The following is a 16,424-nucleotide window of genomic DNA, read 5'->3' as shown; positions in this document are numbered from 1 at the left end:
TGAAAATTCTTAATTCTAGCTTTTCTCTATTCTCAATTAAAAGAATGAAAATGGACAAAAGCGTACTCCGACCGATTAGAAGAATAAGCTTCAGGAAGGAGGGGTTAATAAAATATTTAGGTAGGCTAAAAGTTGGTTTTTCCAAAATACAAAATCCTCTTGGAATTCAAGGGATTGAGGAAGGGTATTTAGAATTAAAAAAGGGCTTTAGAGAAGAAAAAACTACTTCTTTTCTATATCACTAAAGTTCCTCTCCAAATCGTTGATTAGTGATTTTTTGAAATACCAGTTTTTGAAATTTATTTTTTTGGTTTCCTACATTCCTTGCCTTAGAGAAAGAAGTTTCTGGCGGATTTTTCTAAAAAAGCTAATCATTGCTCAATGTAGTTTTGGATCTGCTCAGATAAAATCTGATTGGATTCTTGGTAGGATTTCAAATTGGAAAAAACCAGATCACTTTGATGCAAAAGATCTACAAGGAAATTCAATACTTCAGGTTCTTTTATGAATTCTTTAAAATCAGTAGTGAACTCCTTTTCCAAATCCAAGCGGAAATTTGGAATGGATTTATACTCGCTTCTTCCTTGAAGTTTATCAAGGGGGTAAAACTGGGTGGTATGATTAAAATTAAATGCTCCTGCTTTTTGTTGATAGATTTCCAGGGACCACTCCAAGTATTGTTTGGTATAGTAGGTAATGATATCCTCCGCTAACTTTTTGTCAGTAATTTCTTGAAGAAGTCCACTTACGTAGAGGGCCTGATAGCTAGTATTGAACTTCGAGAATTTTCTAAATTCAAATGAGTTCAAAAAATACTTTCCAAGGTTTTCATTGCTATGCTGTTCTTTTCCTTGATAGGTCAATAGAATTTTTTGGACTCCATCAGTGATTTCCCCGTAATAAGTAAGTAGAAACTCAATTCGCTCTGCCTCCAACTTCAAATCCCCTTGTATGCCTATCAAAAGTTGCTTGGTTTCATTTTTCTGATCAGCAGCTTCTTTTTGGATATTAATTTGAAGTGCAATCAATATCCCAATGACCACCAACACTATCTCTCCAATAGCATAAGCTAAGTACCTGGTGACCCGGTTCTGGCTTAAGAGTTTTTGGCGTATTTTTCTAAAAAATGAGATCATGGGGTTTCGGCTTGGGTATGATACAAAATAGCCTCAATGATTTCTCGTAGTTTTTCTAATTTGAGCAGGTAGTTGGTGATTCCCCAAGCCTGATTGTCCATATGATTTTCAAATTCTGCCTCTTGCACTAATGCCAAGTTGCTGGAGGATAACCTTGATCTTCCAATTCCTTTGAGCATCCCATTCGAATCGATATTTTTCATCGATCCGTTTTTAGTAAGGTAGGGTAGCAATAGGTTTTCACTTACTACATCTAAGGACTGGTATCCTTCATTTTTATCTTCGATTTCTTGGACCCATTCAAAAATCAAGGTTCTAAGAGTGTCTGAGGAGATCAAACTGGTTTTACCTGAGGAAATCAATTCTGCAATTACAGATTGGCTGGGGCTATAATTATCATACTCCAAGCTCATATTGATGAGACTATCTATCTGATTTTCGCTGAGTTCAGGGTTGTCTTGACCCATCAAATTCAGGATTCCTTTGATGGCCTCCAAGATCGTCTGATGCTGTTGTATGGAGGCATCTATGCTGGCTTTGTTGAGCTGGAATTCTTGATGAAGATCCTTGAGGATTCCAGTTTCCTTTTTTTGATTGTTTCGATTCTCATTCCAGGTATTCACCTGCAAGGCGATCAAAATCCCAATAACGACTAACACAATCTCTCCAATGGCATAAGCCAAGTAGCGGGTGACCTTACTTTCTCTGAGGAGTTTTTGGCGGATTTTGCGGAAGATTGAGATCACTGTTCAGGGAGTTGGTTAGGGCTTGTCTCCGAAATAATTTTATTGGTAAGATTCTTTAGAGTATTTAAAGACTGCAGGTAATTCACTATTCCCCAAGCATAGTTGTCCAAATGATTCTCAAACTCTAAATCCAGAAATAACTTATGGGTCTCTGAATTAAATTTTGATTTTTCTTCCCAATTCAAAAATCCATACCGATCAATATTTTTAAGTGAGGTATTTTCTATAATGTAGGGGACTAATAACAATTGAGACGTATCATCCAACGTATTGTAGGTTTCTACTTTTTGCTGGGATTCAGTTCCCCATTCGAAAATCAATTTTCTCAAGGTGTCCGAAGAAATTAGATTAAGATTACCTGATGAAGTCAAGTCATCAATGACAAACTGAGAAGGATTATAGACCCTGAAATCGATCATTTTCTCAATAAGACTATCCAGATTGTGATTTTTTAAAACGGATTCAGGTTCATTAAAGAGCTTCATGAGCCCTTTGGTAGTCCCAAGGATTGCTTCATGGTGCTGGATGGTAGATTGTAGTTTATCGCTGATGCCCAGAAATTCCGAATGGAGACTCTGCATGATTAATTTTTCTCTGTTGCTATCTTTTCTTTGTTCATTCCAGGTATTCACCTGCAAGGCGATCAAAATACCGATGGTTACCAAAAAGATCTCTCCTAGAGCATAAGCGATATATCGGGTGACTCGATTCTGAGTGAGGAGTTTTTGGCGGATTTTTCTGAAAAATGAGATCATATTAAGGAGCAGTTGCTTTCAAGATATTTTCAATTATTTCTATCGAACTTTCATACTCATTTAAAAGTAAAACGCTCGTGGTGTATTTGTCATCAACGACATTCTCGAAATTGATATCGTACAATAACACGGAATTACTTAACTCAAATGTTGACCTAGAATACTGTTTTCCTCGAATCTTCAAGTATCCGGAATCCACATTTCTCATGGAGCCGTTTTCCTTGATATACTCCAACATTGAATTGCTACTTCGAAGATCATCTTCAGCAAACTCAATCACATTTTCATAGTGTCGCTCCCATCCAAATAAAAGGGACTGTAATTGAGGATTAGAGAGTTTGGAGATTTGGCCTGAGTTTTTGAGATCATTGAGTACATAGGAGCTTGGATTCCATGTCATATTGATTAGAGCAAGACTCAATAGACTATCCAATACATCGTCTGAAGGTAGATCCCTAGAGTTTATTAAACTTAGGATAAGCTCTTGGGCACTTACCATTTCCTTTATTCGACCAATGTCATAGTTTAGGGAATTTAAATTTTCCTCAAATTCCGAATGAAGTGCTTCGATAATTTGGCGTTCCTTGGCAGCTTCTCGTCTAGCTTCATTTTGATTATTGACTCCCAACGCAATCAGAATTCCGATCACCACCAACACAATCTCCCCAATAGCATAAGCGATGTAGCGGGTGACTCGATTCTGCGTGAGGAGTTTTTGGCGGATTTTTCTGAAAAAACTGATCATTTGCTAGTCAGGTCTAGGATGGATACCATGAGCTTTCTGGTTTGACTGAGTTTGAATAAATGCTCATTGGACAAAACTTGGCAATTGTCTACATGATTTTCAAAAACCGGGTCTTGAAGTAAGGGAATATTCGAGATAGGCAATTTGGATCTGCTGACTTCAGGTGGAGAATTTTCAGCATCAATATTTCTAATGGAGCCTTTTTGTATGATATGGTTTGCATACTCTTCAAAGGCCTGCCTTCCTAATTCCAAGGAGGATTGAAGTTCTACAAAGTTTCTTTCCCATTCGAAAAGGAGAATCTTCAATTCTGTACTGGAAATTTTGGATAGTCCACCGGTATTTTTCATATCCTCGAGGACAAAAGATTGAGAGACTTTTCCCGCCACGATCACACTCTTAATCAGCAGTGAGTCGAGCATTTCTTCTCGTATAGGACCCTCCTTTTGATCGATCAAGTCCAAAACCAATCCCAGACTTTTTTCCGTTCGGGATAATTTGGATGAAATTGAGTCCAATTTTATTAAGTTCCGCTGAAACTCCTCGTGGAGGTTTTGAATCAGTTGGGCTTCCTCTTTTCTGAGTTTTCGCTCTTCGTTCCAGGTATTGACCTGAAGTGCCAAGAGAATCCCGATCATGACCAAGGCAATTTCTCCGATGGCATAGGCTAGGTAGCGTGTGACTCTATTTTGATCGAGGAGTGCTTGGCGGATTTTTCTAAAAAATGAGATCATAGTTTAAGTAGAGTTAGCGGAATACCAGCCTTAGTTCCCAAGTTCATAATTCTAAAAATCGCCCGAGATAAGTTGCATCAATTCAATGGTTTCCCCATCTGGTCCGGTGAAAAACATGGTCTTGGCTTTGATATCCTCAGTTTCCACTAAGGATAGTGGTCGGGACAACACCCCTCCAGCTTTTAGAATTCGTTCACTCGCCGCCTCAATATCCAGCACGTCAATGCCCAAATGGGTAAAGTTGGCAGCGCTATTTTCAGCTTTAAAATCAGGACTTTCTCCAATCTCTAAGACAAAATGTTGATCAGGAAATTTCAAAAGGGAAAGGGAAATATCATACTCAGTAGACACCCCATCCTCAGTTGTTCGCTTTAATTTTTTGATTTGCTTTACCAGCTCCAGATCAAATGCTGAGGTGTAAAAAGCGATTGACCTATCCATGTCCGCAACCTTTAAATAGACATGATTAAATCGTGGGGAATGCTGAACTTCATCCACTTTGGCCTGGCAGGCGGCAAATGCAAACAATACCCAAAAAAGGAGAACACGGTGAAGCAAAAAGTTAAGGGGTTGATTTTTCATATCAGTTCATTTTCTAATTCCAGTGGTAATTTTCTTTGAGAGCAGTAGGTATTATTTCTTATCAATTCAATAGTCGGCAGATAGGCTACCTGCTTAAAATTTTTACTAAATAGCAGCCGATAATACCCTGGACAATTTCTAAGCAGGGACATGCTTTTTAAGGAAATAATTCTCCATGGGGAACCTTGTTGAGCCTTGATTATTTGGCTACAAAAAAGTAGAAGAATGAGAAAAAAAGGCTTCAATTCAATAAGGCTGGTGGTAAACAGGATAAACTTCTAAGAAGATAAGGAAATTCTTGGAAATCATCTCCTTATACCTGCCAAAAAGGAAATCGATTGGGATCTTAAATCTTGAGAAAAAATCAAAAAAGTAGGTTCGGTTTACTAAGCAGCCTTCTCAATTAATTCCAGAATCTCTTTCATTTTGAGTTGGACCCTTCGTTGTTGTTCTATCTGGCCGATTAAAAAAAGTCTGAGGTTGCTTGCCAAACTCCTAAAGAGAGGGTCTTCTACAATCTGGGGATCTACAGTCACCTCTTTTTTAAAACGCAAGGCATCATGGATTGGAATTACCAAGCCTTTCTCAATGTAATAGGGATGGATATGATTGGTCCAGAATCCATCCAAGTAGCTTAGATCTTTAGACAAATGCTTTAATCGGTCATTTAAAGTTCGTAATTCATTCAGTAAGAGAAGATGTTCGGTTTTTTCAAATTCCCCATTTTCTAAAATTCCGGTCAATCCGGGAAGTTCCGGATCATAGGGAGAATAGGAAAATACAGCGATTACTATATCCAGATCCTCAACAGAATTAGGATCTTGAAAAAAAGAATCTATCCGAGCTAAGAATAACTCATTGTCGGAAATCATTCCATCAAGGAGATTGATATTTTCATCCAATTCCGATTCCAGAAAAGACAATTGCGTTTGCTCGTAAGTTGAAGAGATCTTGGATTCATTCCAGGTATTGAGCGCAAAGGCTCCTAAAATACCAATCGTAATGACCAAGATTTCCAGAATGTATTCCGGCCATTTTTCTTTGAGGATGGAAAGAATGCGTTTCATGATTCGAGTCTTTTAATTTCCTCCTCCAAGTCATGGATCATCGATGATACTGAATTCCTAAGATTTTTATAAAAGTAGTCAATATAGGATCTGGTCCGGTTCCGTTGGGTTTTGAGAAAGAACAGATAGGTTTGATCGGTTTTGAGGGACTCAAAGTCCAATGGAATCATGCTGCCTGAAAATGTATTATCCGAATTCGGATAGTTATAAGCCTCCTCAAATCGCCCGGGTAGAATATGCCTCATCCCATACTGGACTTCAGCTAATTCCTCTTCCTGTCCCTGTAGGAAAAAATCATACTGGGAATCATACAGTGAGATCAACTTAGTCCGAAGTTCTTTATTGGAAATAATATCCAGGCCTCTGGCTTTGGCAGTTTCAAAGGAACTGGTAGAGTGTACAAAATGCATCGGAAGCAAGGTGTAATTGAAATGTGAACTTAGCGAATCATGGTAAGCTCCGTCATTTTCCAATAAGTCCAAAATAAGGCTCAGGGCTTTCTGACTTTTTCGAAGTTCTTCGGTATTCCATTCTATTTCTGCTAAATCCGCCATCAGTTCAGTTTTGCAACTTTTCAGGATTTCGAGTTCCGTCTTTTTTCGGGTTCTAGTTTCCCCATAATTCGATAGCTCAAATGCCCCATAGATACCGATGATCAGCACCAGAATCTCAAAGAAGTATTCCGGCCATTTTTCTTTAAAGGTGGAAAGGATGCGTTTTATCATTTGAGTTCATTTTGGATTACCTCTTTTAGTTTTTGATTTTGGGAGAGTACCTCCCGCAAGATGAATTCTGTGTTTTTGGATTTGACAGAAGCTTCAAAAATCAGCTGTTGAAACTCAGGCGTTTTAGAAAGAAGGATCAAATCGGCCTTATCGATAAAATCAAATGTAATTTCCCCTTTGACTTTTACCCCTTCGCCTTCAAACCACTTGGATAATTGGTGAACTTTTTGGTCTGCTAAGAATATCCGAATTCTATTTTCTACCAGCTCTTTAAACTCCGCATAAGTTTCTTCTAAGTCTTTTAGAGTTCGGGAATAGTTGAGGATTTCTTTTCTTATGGATTCATTGGAAATTTTGCTGGCCACAAATGGATCATTCTCCATGGCAACAGGATTGAATAAAATCAAAAGCCGAATCGCGTTGGGATTTTCAATTTCCAAGTCCATGCCTTTCACCCCAATTTCGTAAAGGACCTGATGTAGGGCATTTATTTTTGCTAAGGCGGCCAAGTTGGATTGGTAAGAGATAGAGTCAGCAGTCAAATCCTGAACAAGATTTTTGAGAATAGCCTCTTCGGTAAGTTTTGTTTTTCTTGCTTCATTCCAGTTGTTCACCTGCAGAGCCAATAGAATCCCGATCATTACCAAGAGAATTTCTCCTGCTGCATACGCCAGATATTGAGTGATCCGGTGTTGATTTAAAAGTTTCTGTCGAATTTTTCTAAAAAATGAAAGCATGTTCTTAAAGTGTTTTTAAGTAATCAGATAAGTCTTTCGTCAGCTTCTCTGCATCGACTTTAGTTCGCTGGAGAAAAGAGATATGCAAAAGGTGGGATCTTGTAATATTCTTGGTTTCGAACTCAAACTCTTTTGAATTTCTGATTTTATCGAGGATCACCTTGAATTCTGAATCTGATACTTTCAGTTTCACAGGAACAATTTCCCTGATCCCATAGGTGATATCCATTTCTTCGGTAAGTACTTGGAGGAGGGACGCCAAGGGTAAAGCATCTATACCTTTGGGTAGGTAGCCTTTCCACATTCGGTCAATGTATTCGTCAAACCATTCCTCGGCGATATTGCCGTAATAGCTGCTAGTTGCATTAAAAATCGTTTTGTCCCGAATGATGCTGGCATTGCCTGTACTAATCAAATCTTCAAAAGTATCCCGATGAATCACGGGCCGATTGGTTCGTCCAATAGTTTGGATGGAAAGTAAAAAATTGGCGGTATCTCTGATGATAGGGTTTTCCGCAGTAATTATTTCATAAAGCACTTGAGATTCCTCAAATCGAATCTGTGTGTTTTTCAATTCCAGATTGAAATTGGAGGTGTCCTTGCCCAAGTCTTCAATTAATCTGATGACATATTCTTTCTCCAGGGCTTTTGCCTTGTTTTGGTCATTCCAGCTATTCAAGGCGTAAGCCCCCAAAATACCGATGGTAATCACCAGAATTTCCAGGATGTATTCCGGCCATTTTTCTTTGAGGATGGATAGGATACGTTTCATGTAGATTGGCTTAATGGCTTAAATTCCCTAAAAAATCTTCTATTTCCTTTTTCATACTTATTGCTGCATTCAGTAGCCGGATTCTTTCCCGGCGTTTGGCAAAAATCAAGGCTTTGATATATCCTGCCCGATTAGCAAATAACTGGACTTTGGGACTGGATATATCTTCATTCAAAAAGGAGAATAAATCTGTCGCATTTCGTGGAGATAGTTGTGCAGACCAATACTCCGGAAAAAAGAGGTTTTCGGTCTTATTGATACCAAGTTGGTCTGAAATGAATAGGCTGTTTCTTTCAGCCAGAATAACAGGATTATGCAATTCTTTCTCAGCTTGGATAAGGATTTGGGCTTGATTGTAGAATCGAAGAATATGGTACCGAAGGGAATCGGACTTGATTAGATTAGTTCTGCCGGAAGATTTAAGGTCTTCAAAAACGATGTTGTTTCCTTCAAAAGAACTTATAAGCTGAATATTAAAAATGGTTCGAATGAGCCCATCTTGGTCGGATTTAATTGAATCAACCTGAAATGCTCTGACCAGTCTGGTATACCCACTGAGCTGTAAGCTGTCATCCAAAATCTGTCTCTCCAATTCATTGATATCATCTTCAAGGTTAGTTGCGATGCCCTCCAAATACTTAACCTCTAGGTTTCTGTCTTTTTTGTTTTCATAGGCGGAGTTGATCATTAGGGCAATCAAAATCCCAATAACTACCAGGAAAATTTCCCCTAAGGCATATTTGAGGTAGTTGCCCATGCGTTTTTCTTCCAGGAGCTTTTGACGGATTTTTCTAAAAAATGAGATCATTGAAGCTGGGCATTAAGTTGAGATTTCAAGGCAGCGATTTCTTCCAAGGCTACTCCCATTCTAGTAATTGCCCCTTCCCGATTGTCCTGAAACATCTTGAATAGCACGATGTGCTCAGGGTTTTCCATAAAGGCCTTCAGATCTTTGGGCTCCATACGATCCTCGTAGTCAAAGTCGTTAAACTCCCTTTTTGCCAATGGAACCCAGTCTGTATTGAATGAGCCTTCTACGTCCGAATTAGCCTGATAAACCCTGAAAAGGACCTCATCATAATAATTGATCAGATTCACCTGGAGCTGCTTGTCGGAAAGGAGATCTATTCCCTTTGATTTCAACACCTCGAACCCACTGGATTGGGATTTGAAGCGCTCAAATCGAATCACTTTCGCCATCCAGGTATTGAGTCTTTCATCAAAGATTCCCTGATCTACCCGATGCAAAATGGAATCCGTGATTTGGTTGGCCAAAACTGCTTTTTGGTATTCCTGAGCAATCATTACTGAATCCCGGCTGAGGTTTTCATTGATGAGAGATAGGATCTCTTTTTCAAAAATCCGGGTTTTGCGGTGCTCATTCCAGTTGTTCACCTGCAAGGCAATCAGAATCCCTATGCTTACTAAAAAGATCTCTCCTGCTGCATAGGTCAGGTACCGGGTTATTTTATTTTGGGTCAAGAGCTTTTGGCGGATTTTTCTGAAAAATGAGATCATCTTAATTGATTCCAGATTGGATGAGGGATAGCATTAATTCAATCTTTTCTTTTACTCCTATTGATTGCTGATTGGTATAGATGGTATTCGTCATCATGATCGCGAGATGATCTTCAAGGTCAGGATGGTAGAGTATAGGTTTAAAATCAGAAGGTGGAAAAAGATCTTTCAAAGGGATTTCGTTGGTCCGGTCACTCAAGGAGTACATGGCCATAAATTCATCATCCTGGATAAACTGGGTTACAACGCCTCCCATTTGGTAGTGCTGGATAATAAATGGTTGCATTAAATTTTCTGAAAAGTTGAAAATCACCTCTTCCTCGTCAGTGAGATCCTCCAGAAAACTCTCAAAAGAAGTGAGCTCTTTCCTCAAGTCTGCATTTTGGATCAGATATAGTTTTCCCGAACTATTGACTTCATTGGTCACACCCAAAATAGGATTAAAGGTAGGTCGGGTAATGGTTCTATATAAGTGAAAATTCAAGCTATCTACATTTATCAAAGCTGGATCTTGGTTTCTATAATTTAATAGCGTGAGGCAGGAATTAATAATTTTCTCTCTGATAATAATCTTGCTGTTTAATTGATCCAGGTTTTTGATGTATTCGATTTCCAGTTGAGCTAAGAGCTGCTGCTCCTGTTTCCTATCCTGTCGATTTTGATTCCAAGTATTAATCTGCAAGGCTAATAAAATCCCGATCACTACTAGGATGATCTCACCAAGCGCATAGACTAGATACCGGGTGACTCGGTTTTGCTCAAGTAGCTTTTGACGGATTTTTCTGAAAAATTGAATCATGTAAATAGGCTTAAAATTCGTTCTGGAGCTCCTGATCGATTAAATCCTGCAAATGGGCATTCAGCTCACGCATTTTATCATACAAGCTTAGAATGTAGGCGTTATTTGCAATTGCCAAAGTCCAGCCATTTCGGATGACTCCATTACTTAATATTCCTGATGCTTGCTTGGTTAATTCAGCTATTCGCTCTGGACTAACTTCCTGGATGTCTATGAATTCATTTTTATTTCCCAAGGAATCCAAATTGACTAAAGGAAGCCATTCATAATTAGCCAATTCATCATAGATGTAATGTTCATAATCTCTCCTTAAATGATTTCTTGTAGTGACAATTTCGGCATTTAAGGCTTCCATTGACATGAGAAGATCTTTGATTGAGTCACTTTTGATCAGGCTTAAATTCCCGGAAGAAGTTAGTTCCTGGAAGGTATTGTTGTTGGGAGTAAACTCATTCCAAAAATGGATTACAATAAAATCTTTATTGACTTCTATTAGCTCATCCAAACTACTTGGAGCTTCCATTTTCATGACTTTCAAGGAGGAATTAATCACGTCTTTACGATAGGACGTCATGTAATCAAGCCCTTTAATATCTCTATCCAGATCTCTTTGCAATCCCTTTAGGTATTTGATCTCAAGCTTTCGGTTGAGACGATTTTCATTCCAGGTATTGACTTGAAGGGCAATCAGGATCCCGATGACTACTAAAAAAATTTCCCCCACCGCATAGACCAGATACCTGGTGATCCGATTTTGGGAGAGAAGTTTTTCGCGTATTTTTCTAAAAAAGGAGATCATTTGGCTCGGGATTACCTGGTTTGGGATAGTTCAATTTGGATAGCTTGGATCAGTTCACCCGCTTGTTTTTTCAGGGAGAGCATCTTTTGATAGTTGGAATTTTGATAATGGCTTAGGTTCCAAAGGGTGCGCCGAAAGGTTTTCATTTCCTTGGAGTTAGGGTCAAATAGACTTTGGTAGTCTGATGGATTGTACTCTTTACCGTAGGTGAAATCAATGGAGATATCATTCAAATAATCAATCTGATCTAAATTCCTTTGAATGATTTGATTATTCGTCTCATTGTAAACCGCTTCCCTGCTTGCTCGCGTGTAATAGGTGATTATCTTCCTTCTGAGTGAATCTGAGCTAAAAGAATAGAGTCTTCCAGTCTGCTTCAGCTGTTCATATACATTGGTTTCTGTATTTATTAATGGTTCTCCTGCATTGATTCCCACAGCTAAGTATTTGGAAGCCGAATCCAAATTAAAGTTCTCATAGGTGATCGCTAAAGCCTTTTTGCAATTCTCAATTGCTGATTTTAGACTTGAATATTCCGTATCAATGGAGGTGATTTTTTGGAGTCGTGTAGTGTCTTGAATAAGGTCAGCGATCAGATTCTCCATCAGTAGCTTATTTTCTGAAGCTCTAGTTCGTTCGTTATTCCAATTATTGAGTTGGATGGCGATCAGGATCCCGATGACCACTAGAATAATTTCTCCTACAGCATAAGCCATGTACCGAGTTACCCGATTTTGCGAGAGAAGTTTTTCGCGGATTTTTCTGAAAAATTGAATCATTGGACCAGATTAAGGGATTTCAATTTTTTCTATGTTTAACTGGATCGAATCTCGAAATGCGGAAACATACATTTTATACCCCTTAAACATCCCCAAAATACTATTCCAGGCAACTGATTGCCGGGAAACCTTATTGATCAGGACAGAATCTCCAGCCATAGAATTAAAATCATAAGAAGGGATGACTTTGCTGGAATCCGTACCTGGATTTAGAATGGTATATCGAACATACCGCTGAAACTCGCTGGTTTTCATGATTTCAGCATCATGGTAAGCTTTGTTTACTTCGATAATGAAACTTCGATACCCTGAAAGACCAGAAAAAGCATCTCTAATCTTGCTACTTGGAATCAGATTGAGTTCTCCTGCACTGATCATCTCTTCGTAAGTAGAGAGGGGGGCCATAGTCATGTAGTACTGGTGATATTGACCTAGGTAGGTTTCGAAGTTTATTATACTGGAATCAGGTAGGTATTTAGATTCCAGTGCGTTTTTCACCAAGATTGAATTCCTCAAGTTTTTTTCATTCCCAAGGATAGAATTTTCAGTGTCCTCCAGAATTACCTCAAAGTCTTCTATGAATCGTTTTTGGTAGGTTTTCCATCGGATTGCTGCCTTGCGTTGTTCATTCCAGTTATTGACTTGAAGTGCGATCAGAATACCTATTACCACCAAAAGGATTTCTCCGATTGCATAAACAAGGTATCTGGTCACCCGATTTTGGGAGAGGAGTTTTTGGCGGATTTTTCGAAAAAATGTCAGCATTAGGGTTTGTCTTTGAGGTCAAGTTCCTGATCAATCAATTCTAAAAGCACATTTAATTTGGCTAAAATCCGTTGATGGTAGTCTAGTCGATTGATTTCCAGAATGGCTTTTTTCGCTAATACTCCTATGAAGGATTTATCTTCCATCAGCTGTGATTTGGCCCGATCTAATTCGGTTGGCGTATACGACTTTTGGGTATTGATAAATTGAAATTCCTTTAACATTTCAATTCCTAAAATGGGGGAATAGACCGCCCCTTTTTCAACCAAAATAGAAGTCAAATCGATACTTTCATCATCATCCTCAAACCCAAACTTCAATTGGGCAGCGTATTCTGCCATATGGCGATTGAGCTGAGCGTTTTTGAGCAAGCTTGTTTTGCCAGAACTGATCAAGGCATCATAGGTACCATTAGTAAGCTCTACTTTCCAATAAGACAAAGCTCCGCGGTAGATATACATACCCAAGGTATCCGGATTTAGGCTGATGTCTTCTTCTATTAAGGCTTTCAAAAGTTTGGAATTGAGATTGACTACGCGAGACTGGTTGAAAATCGTACGTTCCACATTCTCTTTACTCTGAAGGAAATCGACTTTCAGGGCCTTTAGCGTTTTTATCTCTTCCTGATTTTCCTGACGTTCTGAATTCCAGGTGTTGATCTGCAGAGCAATTAAAATCCCAATCGTAACCAGTAAAATCTCGCCAAGCGCATAGACCAAGTATCGGGTGACTCGGTTTTGCTGAAGGAGTTTTTGGCGGATTTTTCTAAAAAATGAAACCATAAGTCAGCCTTTTGAAAAATGATTTATCCCAGTTTTCCATCCCCATCGATATCCTGACCGCTGCGTTCTTCCAAAATTCTTAGCGTCTTCAGCAGCAGAGCTTTGGTTTTGGTTAATTCCTCTTCCAGGAGTGCAACTCTAGCCTCGAGCGTATCGGCTTTTGCTTTTTGATTCTCCAGTTCACTTTGCTGGATTAAGTCCCAAAACATTCCCATAGTATCTTTTATTTAGGGTTTGAAATTTTCCTCCCGAGACTTTCGGGAGGGGTATTAGGTAGTTTGTCTGATGGATACTCTCAAATCAGTTTTGGCAATAGGTAGCTGACGGATTCGAATTCCAGTAGCATTAAAAATTGCATTGGTCACTGCCGGGGCTATCACAGGGGTACTGGGTTCACCCGCACCACCGGGAGGATTTCCCGAATTGATGATATGCGTCTCAATTTTTGGAGCTTCATTCATTCTCGTGACAGGATAATCATGGAAATTACTCTGAGCCACTGCCCCATTTTTGATGGTGATTTCTCCGGTCATAGCAGCAGCCAAACCATAGATAATTCCACTTTCCATCTGAGCGATGAATCCATCCGGATGAACCGCAAATCCCGCATCCGCCACACATACCACCCGATGTACTTTGACTTTCCCTTCCATAGTTACTTCTACTTCTGCTACCTCAGCTACAATGGAACCGAAAGACTGAGCTATGGCTATCCCTCTTCCCCAATTAGGTGGAAGCGCGGAGCCCCAATTAGATTTTTCGTAGGCCAAGTCCAAGACTTTTTGAAATCTTGGGTTGTTCTTGCTCAGGGTTTTTCGATAGGTAAAAGGGTCTTGATTGGCAGCAAAGGCCAGTTCATCGATAAAGGATTCAGTCAAAAAGCCATGAACAGAATGGTCCACACTTCTCCAGTTACCCCAAGGTACATGCGAAGCTGGACTGGAATACTGAATCAATTGATTAGGAATAGCATAAGGAACATCCGCAGCCTCAGCCGGATGATGTTTGAAAATAAACTGGTGAGAATAGGCAATCGGGTTGCCTGATTGGTCCAATCCAGCTTTCATTCGGCTCACCATAGCCTCCCGGTACACATCGTGTTGGGTATCTTCTTCTCGGGACCAAATGAGTTTTACTGGATAATCTACTTCTTTGGCGATCAAAACAGCCTGCTTGATTACATCCGTCTCCGACCTTCTGCCAAATCCACCTCCCAAAAGCTGATTGTGAACGGTAACCTGATCGGGTTTGATGTCCAAAACTTCCGCGGCAGCTGCTTTTACCCCGAGAGGATTTTGGCTTCCGCACCAGATTTCGCATTGGCCATCATGAACCCAAGCGGTACAGTTCATGGGCTCCATCGTGAAGTGCGCCAAAAAAGGAAGTTGGTATTCGGCTTCTATGAGTGTTTCTGCCTTGGATAATTCAGCCATTGCATCTCCGGATTTGAAATGCTTATCTAGATTTCCTTCCGCCAAATCTTTATCCATCGCCTGCCGATATTCATTGAAAATATCTTCCTGGCTTTTCCCATCATTTTCAGTGGATTCAAATTCAATCGGAAGAGTGTCCAATGTAGTTTTGGCCTGCCAAAAGCCTTCTGCAATTACTGCTACAGCATTTTCCAAATTCAGGATTTTAAGGACACCTGAACTATTTGATGGAATAGAGGTATCGACTGATTTCACCTTGGCTCCAAAAACCGGGGCTGATTTGATCGTGGCATATTTCATTCCGGGGACCATCACATCCAGTCCAAACTTTGCCGCTCCTGTGACCTTGGCTGGAATATCCCATCTCGGTTTTGAGGTACCCATGATGGTGAATTCATCCTGAGTTTTCAGCCTTGGATGTTTTGGAGCTTTGACTTTTGCAGCAGCTGGAGCTAATTCTGCAAAGGTTGCAGTTCGATTACTTGCTGCATGGGAGATGGTACTATTTTGAGCTTTTAGCTCTTCTACGGGGACTTTCCAAGTCTCCGAAGCCGCTTGAAGCAGCATGGCCTTGGCGGCTGCTCCTGCAATTCGCATCCCTTGTTGGCCTGTGAATCTTACCGAGGCGCTACCTCCTGTAATCTGGAAATTCATCGATTTGACCGCGGTTAGGAATACTCCGTCAATCGTTTCTTCTAAGAACTTTGGGGAATTGGCGTCCCCTGCAATAAAACCTTTAGCCAAGATATAATTAGCGTATTCTTTATCAGCTGGAGCCTCCATAAATTTTACTTTGGACCAGTCTGCATCCATTTCGTCTGCCAGCATCATAGCCAGGGTGGTATGCACTCCTTGTCCCATTTCAGCATGGGGAATGATTGCCGTAACGGTATTATCCGGAGAGATTTTCAGCCAGATATTCATTAGAGTCTCACCCTCTTCTGCCACTAAACCCGATACTTTGGAAGTTCTATTTCCTGGTCGGATGGCGATGCCAATTATCACCGCCCCACTTGCCAAAACACCTGCCCCGATAAAGGCCCTTCTTGTCCATTTTTTCATGGGATCATTGGGTTTGTGGTGGAGGAATTCTGAAGTGCTTCGGAGGCTCGTTTGATGGCTGACTTGATTCGGCCATACATGCCGCAGCGACAGATATTACCCGACATGGCCTGCTCTATTTCTTCATCCGATGGGGATGGGTTTTCTGTTAAAAGAGCCACAGCAGACATAATCTGACCAGATTGGCAATATCCACATTGGGGAGTTTGCTCGTCTATCCAGGCTCGCTGGACGATGTGAAGTGTATTTTCATTGGGGGCAAGGCCTTCAATGGTAGTGATGTTTTTGCCTTCAACCGAACTGGCTGGAGTAATACAGGAACGTATGGGCTGCCCATCTACATGGACAGTGCAGGCTCCGCATTGGGCGATTCCACAGCCATATTTGGTTCCGGTTAATTCACATTGCTCACGGATCACCCAAAGAAGGGGCATCCCCGGAGGAGCTTCTACTGGATAATTTTTTCCGTTTATTGTTAGGTTAATCAT

General features: G+C 40.2%; 21 protein-coding genes. 1 reads left to right on the top strand and 20 read right to left on the bottom strand.

Going from position 1 to position 16,424, the window contains the following annotated elements; genetic code table 11:
* The first annotated feature begins 44 nt into the window (after positions 1-44).
* Entirely contained in the window at positions 45-245 is a 201-nt protein-coding gene (locus DFQ04_RS08270; RefSeq protein WP_133554683.1) for a hypothetical protein, read from the top strand.
* A gap of 126 nt (positions 246-371) precedes the next feature.
* Here DFQ04_RS08270 and DFQ04_RS08265 read toward each other — a convergent pair whose 3' ends face one another.
* The 20 genes from DFQ04_RS08265 to DFQ04_RS08170 form a co-directional block, all read right to left on the bottom strand.
* Positions 372-1,136, bottom strand: a complete 765-nt coding sequence (locus DFQ04_RS08265) for a hypothetical protein (protein ID WP_133554681.1) — start codon at positions 1,134-1,136, stop codon at positions 372-374.
* A complete protein-coding gene (locus tag DFQ04_RS08260; protein ID WP_133554679.1) occupies positions 1,133-1,882 on the bottom strand; it encodes a DUF6090 family protein in 750 nt (249 codons plus the stop codon). The genes DFQ04_RS08265 and DFQ04_RS08260 overlap by 4 nt, the downstream gene beginning before the upstream one ends.
* Positions 1,879-2,637 (bottom strand): hypothetical protein, encoded by a 759-nt coding sequence (locus DFQ04_RS08255; protein ID WP_133554677.1) that lies wholly within the window; start codon positions 2,635-2,637, stop codon positions 1,879-1,881. The genes DFQ04_RS08260 and DFQ04_RS08255 overlap by 4 nt, the downstream gene beginning before the upstream one ends.
* Before the next feature lies 1 nt (position 2,638).
* Entirely contained in the window at positions 2,639-3,382 is a 744-nt protein-coding gene (locus DFQ04_RS08250; protein WP_133554675.1) for a DUF6090 family protein, read from the bottom strand.
* Positions 3,379-4,116, bottom strand: a complete 738-nt coding sequence (locus DFQ04_RS08245; protein ID WP_133554673.1) for a DUF6090 family protein — start codon at positions 4,114-4,116, stop codon at positions 3,379-3,381. Before DFQ04_RS08245 ends, DFQ04_RS08250 begins: the two co-directional genes overlap by 4 nt.
* A gap of 51 nt (positions 4,117-4,167) precedes the next feature.
* Positions 4,168-4,698, bottom strand: coding sequence for a VOC family protein (locus DFQ04_RS08240; protein ID WP_133554671.1), 531 nt, complete (start codon positions 4,696-4,698; stop codon positions 4,168-4,170).
* Between the two features lie 386 nt (positions 4,699-5,084).
* On the bottom strand, positions 5,085-5,765 hold the full coding sequence (locus DFQ04_RS08235) for a PilV family protein (RefSeq protein ID WP_133554669.1): 681 nt from the start codon (positions 5,763-5,765) through the stop codon (positions 5,085-5,087).
* On the bottom strand, positions 5,762-6,490 hold the full coding sequence (locus DFQ04_RS08230; RefSeq protein ID WP_133554667.1) for a hypothetical protein: 729 nt from the start codon (positions 6,488-6,490) through the stop codon (positions 5,762-5,764). Before DFQ04_RS08230 ends, DFQ04_RS08235 begins: the two co-directional genes overlap by 4 nt.
* Positions 6,487-7,227: a DUF6090 family protein gene (locus DFQ04_RS08225; RefSeq protein ID WP_133554665.1), complete on the bottom strand. Its 741-nt coding sequence runs from the start codon at positions 7,225-7,227 to the stop codon at positions 6,487-6,489. Before DFQ04_RS08225 ends, DFQ04_RS08230 begins: the two co-directional genes overlap by 4 nt.
* 4 nt (positions 7,228-7,231) lie before the next feature.
* A complete protein-coding gene (locus DFQ04_RS08220; protein ID WP_133554663.1) occupies positions 7,232-7,999 on the bottom strand; it encodes a hypothetical protein in 768 nt (255 codons plus the stop codon).
* Between the two features lie 10 nt (positions 8,000-8,009).
* Positions 8,010-8,807 (bottom strand): hypothetical protein, encoded by a 798-nt coding sequence (locus DFQ04_RS08215; RefSeq protein WP_133554661.1) that lies wholly within the window; start codon positions 8,805-8,807, stop codon positions 8,010-8,012.
* Positions 8,804-9,517, bottom strand: coding sequence for a DUF6090 family protein (locus DFQ04_RS08210; RefSeq protein ID WP_208110522.1), 714 nt, complete (start codon positions 9,515-9,517; stop codon positions 8,804-8,806). Before DFQ04_RS08210 ends, DFQ04_RS08215 begins: the two co-directional genes overlap by 4 nt.
* A 1-nt stretch (position 9,518) precedes the next feature.
* Positions 9,519-10,316, bottom strand: coding sequence for a DUF6090 family protein (locus DFQ04_RS08205; RefSeq protein WP_133554659.1), 798 nt, complete (start codon positions 10,314-10,316; stop codon positions 9,519-9,521).
* Positions 10,317-10,326: 10 nt separating this feature from the next.
* A complete protein-coding gene (locus DFQ04_RS08200; RefSeq protein ID WP_133554657.1) occupies positions 10,327-11,115 on the bottom strand; it encodes a DUF6090 family protein in 789 nt (262 codons plus the stop codon).
* An 11-nt stretch (positions 11,116-11,126) separates the two neighbouring features.
* Positions 11,127-11,894 (bottom strand): DUF6090 family protein, encoded by a 768-nt coding sequence (locus tag DFQ04_RS08195; RefSeq protein ID WP_133554655.1) that lies wholly within the window; start codon positions 11,892-11,894, stop codon positions 11,127-11,129.
* Between the two features lie 9 nt (positions 11,895-11,903).
* Entirely contained in the window at positions 11,904-12,659 is a 756-nt protein-coding gene (locus DFQ04_RS08190; protein WP_133554653.1) for a hypothetical protein, read from the bottom strand.
* On the bottom strand, positions 12,659-13,441 hold the full coding sequence (locus tag DFQ04_RS08185; RefSeq protein WP_133554651.1) for a DUF6090 family protein: 783 nt from the start codon (positions 13,439-13,441) through the stop codon (positions 12,659-12,661). Before DFQ04_RS08185 ends, DFQ04_RS08190 begins: the two co-directional genes overlap by 1 nt.
* A 23-nt stretch (positions 13,442-13,464) precedes the next feature.
* A complete protein-coding gene (locus DFQ04_RS08180) occupies positions 13,465-13,650 on the bottom strand; it encodes a hypothetical protein (protein ID WP_208110521.1) in 186 nt (61 codons plus the stop codon).
* A gap of 60 nt (positions 13,651-13,710) precedes the next feature.
* Positions 13,711-15,936: a xanthine dehydrogenase family protein molybdopterin-binding subunit gene (locus DFQ04_RS08175; protein ID WP_133554647.1), complete on the bottom strand. Its 2,226-nt coding sequence runs from the start codon at positions 15,934-15,936 to the stop codon at positions 13,711-13,713.
* Complete coding sequence (locus DFQ04_RS08170; protein ID WP_133554645.1) at positions 15,933-16,424, bottom strand: (2Fe-2S)-binding protein; 492 nt, start codon at positions 16,422-16,424, stop codon at positions 15,933-15,935. The genes DFQ04_RS08175 and DFQ04_RS08170 overlap by 4 nt, the downstream gene beginning before the upstream one ends.

It is taken from the genome of Algoriphagus boseongensis (genome assembly GCF_004362805.1).
GTDB classification, from domain to species: domain Bacteria; phylum Bacteroidota; class Bacteroidia; order Cytophagales; family Cyclobacteriaceae; genus Algoriphagus; species Algoriphagus boseongensis.
This window is presented reverse-complemented; position numbering and strand designations above follow the sequence as displayed.

Coding starts and splice junctions, on each gene's coding strand:
- DFQ04_RS08270 (WP_133554683.1), top strand. CDS start 45: ATGAAAATGGACAAAAGCGTACTCCGACCGATTAGAAGAATAAGCTTC.
- DFQ04_RS08265 (WP_133554681.1), bottom strand. CDS start 1,136: ATGATCTCATTTTTTAGAAAAATACGCCAAAAACTCTTAAGCCAGAAC.
- DFQ04_RS08255 (WP_133554677.1), bottom strand. CDS start 2,637: ATGATCTCATTTTTCAGAAAAATCCGCCAAAAACTCCTCACTCAGAAT.
- DFQ04_RS08250 (WP_133554675.1), bottom strand. CDS start 3,382: ATGATCAGTTTTTTCAGAAAAATCCGCCAAAAACTCCTCACGCAGAAT.
- DFQ04_RS08245 (WP_133554673.1), bottom strand. CDS start 4,116: ATGATCTCATTTTTTAGAAAAATCCGCCAAGCACTCCTCGATCAAAAT.
- DFQ04_RS08240 (WP_133554671.1), bottom strand. CDS start 4,698: ATGAAAAATCAACCCCTTAACTTTTTGCTTCACCGTGTTCTCCTTTTT.
- DFQ04_RS08235 (WP_133554669.1), bottom strand. CDS start 5,765: ATGAAACGCATTCTTTCCATCCTCAAAGAAAAATGGCCGGAATACATT.
- DFQ04_RS08230 (WP_133554667.1), bottom strand. CDS start 6,490: ATGATAAAACGCATCCTTTCCACCTTTAAAGAAAAATGGCCGGAATAC.
- DFQ04_RS08225 (WP_133554665.1), bottom strand. CDS start 7,227: ATGCTTTCATTTTTTAGAAAAATTCGACAGAAACTTTTAAATCAACAC.
- DFQ04_RS08220 (WP_133554663.1), bottom strand. CDS start 7,999: ATGAAACGTATCCTATCCATCCTCAAAGAAAAATGGCCGGAATACATC.
- DFQ04_RS08215 (WP_133554661.1), bottom strand. CDS start 8,807: ATGATCTCATTTTTTAGAAAAATCCGTCAAAAGCTCCTGGAAGAAAAA.
- DFQ04_RS08210 (WP_208110522.1), bottom strand. CDS start 9,517: ATGATCTCATTTTTCAGAAAAATCCGCCAAAAGCTCTTGACCCAAAAT.
- DFQ04_RS08205 (WP_133554659.1), bottom strand. CDS start 10,316: ATGATTCAATTTTTCAGAAAAATCCGTCAAAAGCTACTTGAGCAAAAC.
- DFQ04_RS08200 (WP_133554657.1), bottom strand. CDS start 11,115: ATGATCTCCTTTTTTAGAAAAATACGCGAAAAACTTCTCTCCCAAAAT.
- DFQ04_RS08195 (WP_133554655.1), bottom strand. CDS start 11,894: ATGATTCAATTTTTCAGAAAAATCCGCGAAAAACTTCTCTCGCAAAAT.
- DFQ04_RS08190 (WP_133554653.1), bottom strand. CDS start 12,659: ATGCTGACATTTTTTCGAAAAATCCGCCAAAAACTCCTCTCCCAAAAT.
- DFQ04_RS08185 (WP_133554651.1), bottom strand. CDS start 13,441: ATGGTTTCATTTTTTAGAAAAATCCGCCAAAAACTCCTTCAGCAAAAC.
- DFQ04_RS08180 (WP_208110521.1), bottom strand. CDS start 13,650: ATGTTTTGGGACTTAATCCAGCAAAGTGAACTGGAGAATCAAAAAGCA.
- DFQ04_RS08175 (WP_133554647.1), bottom strand. CDS start 15,936: ATGAAAAAATGGACAAGAAGGGCCTTTATCGGGGCAGGTGTTTTGGCA.
- DFQ04_RS08170 (WP_133554645.1), bottom strand. CDS start 16,424: ATGATTAACCTAACAATAAACGGAAAAAATTATCCAGTAGAAGCTCCT.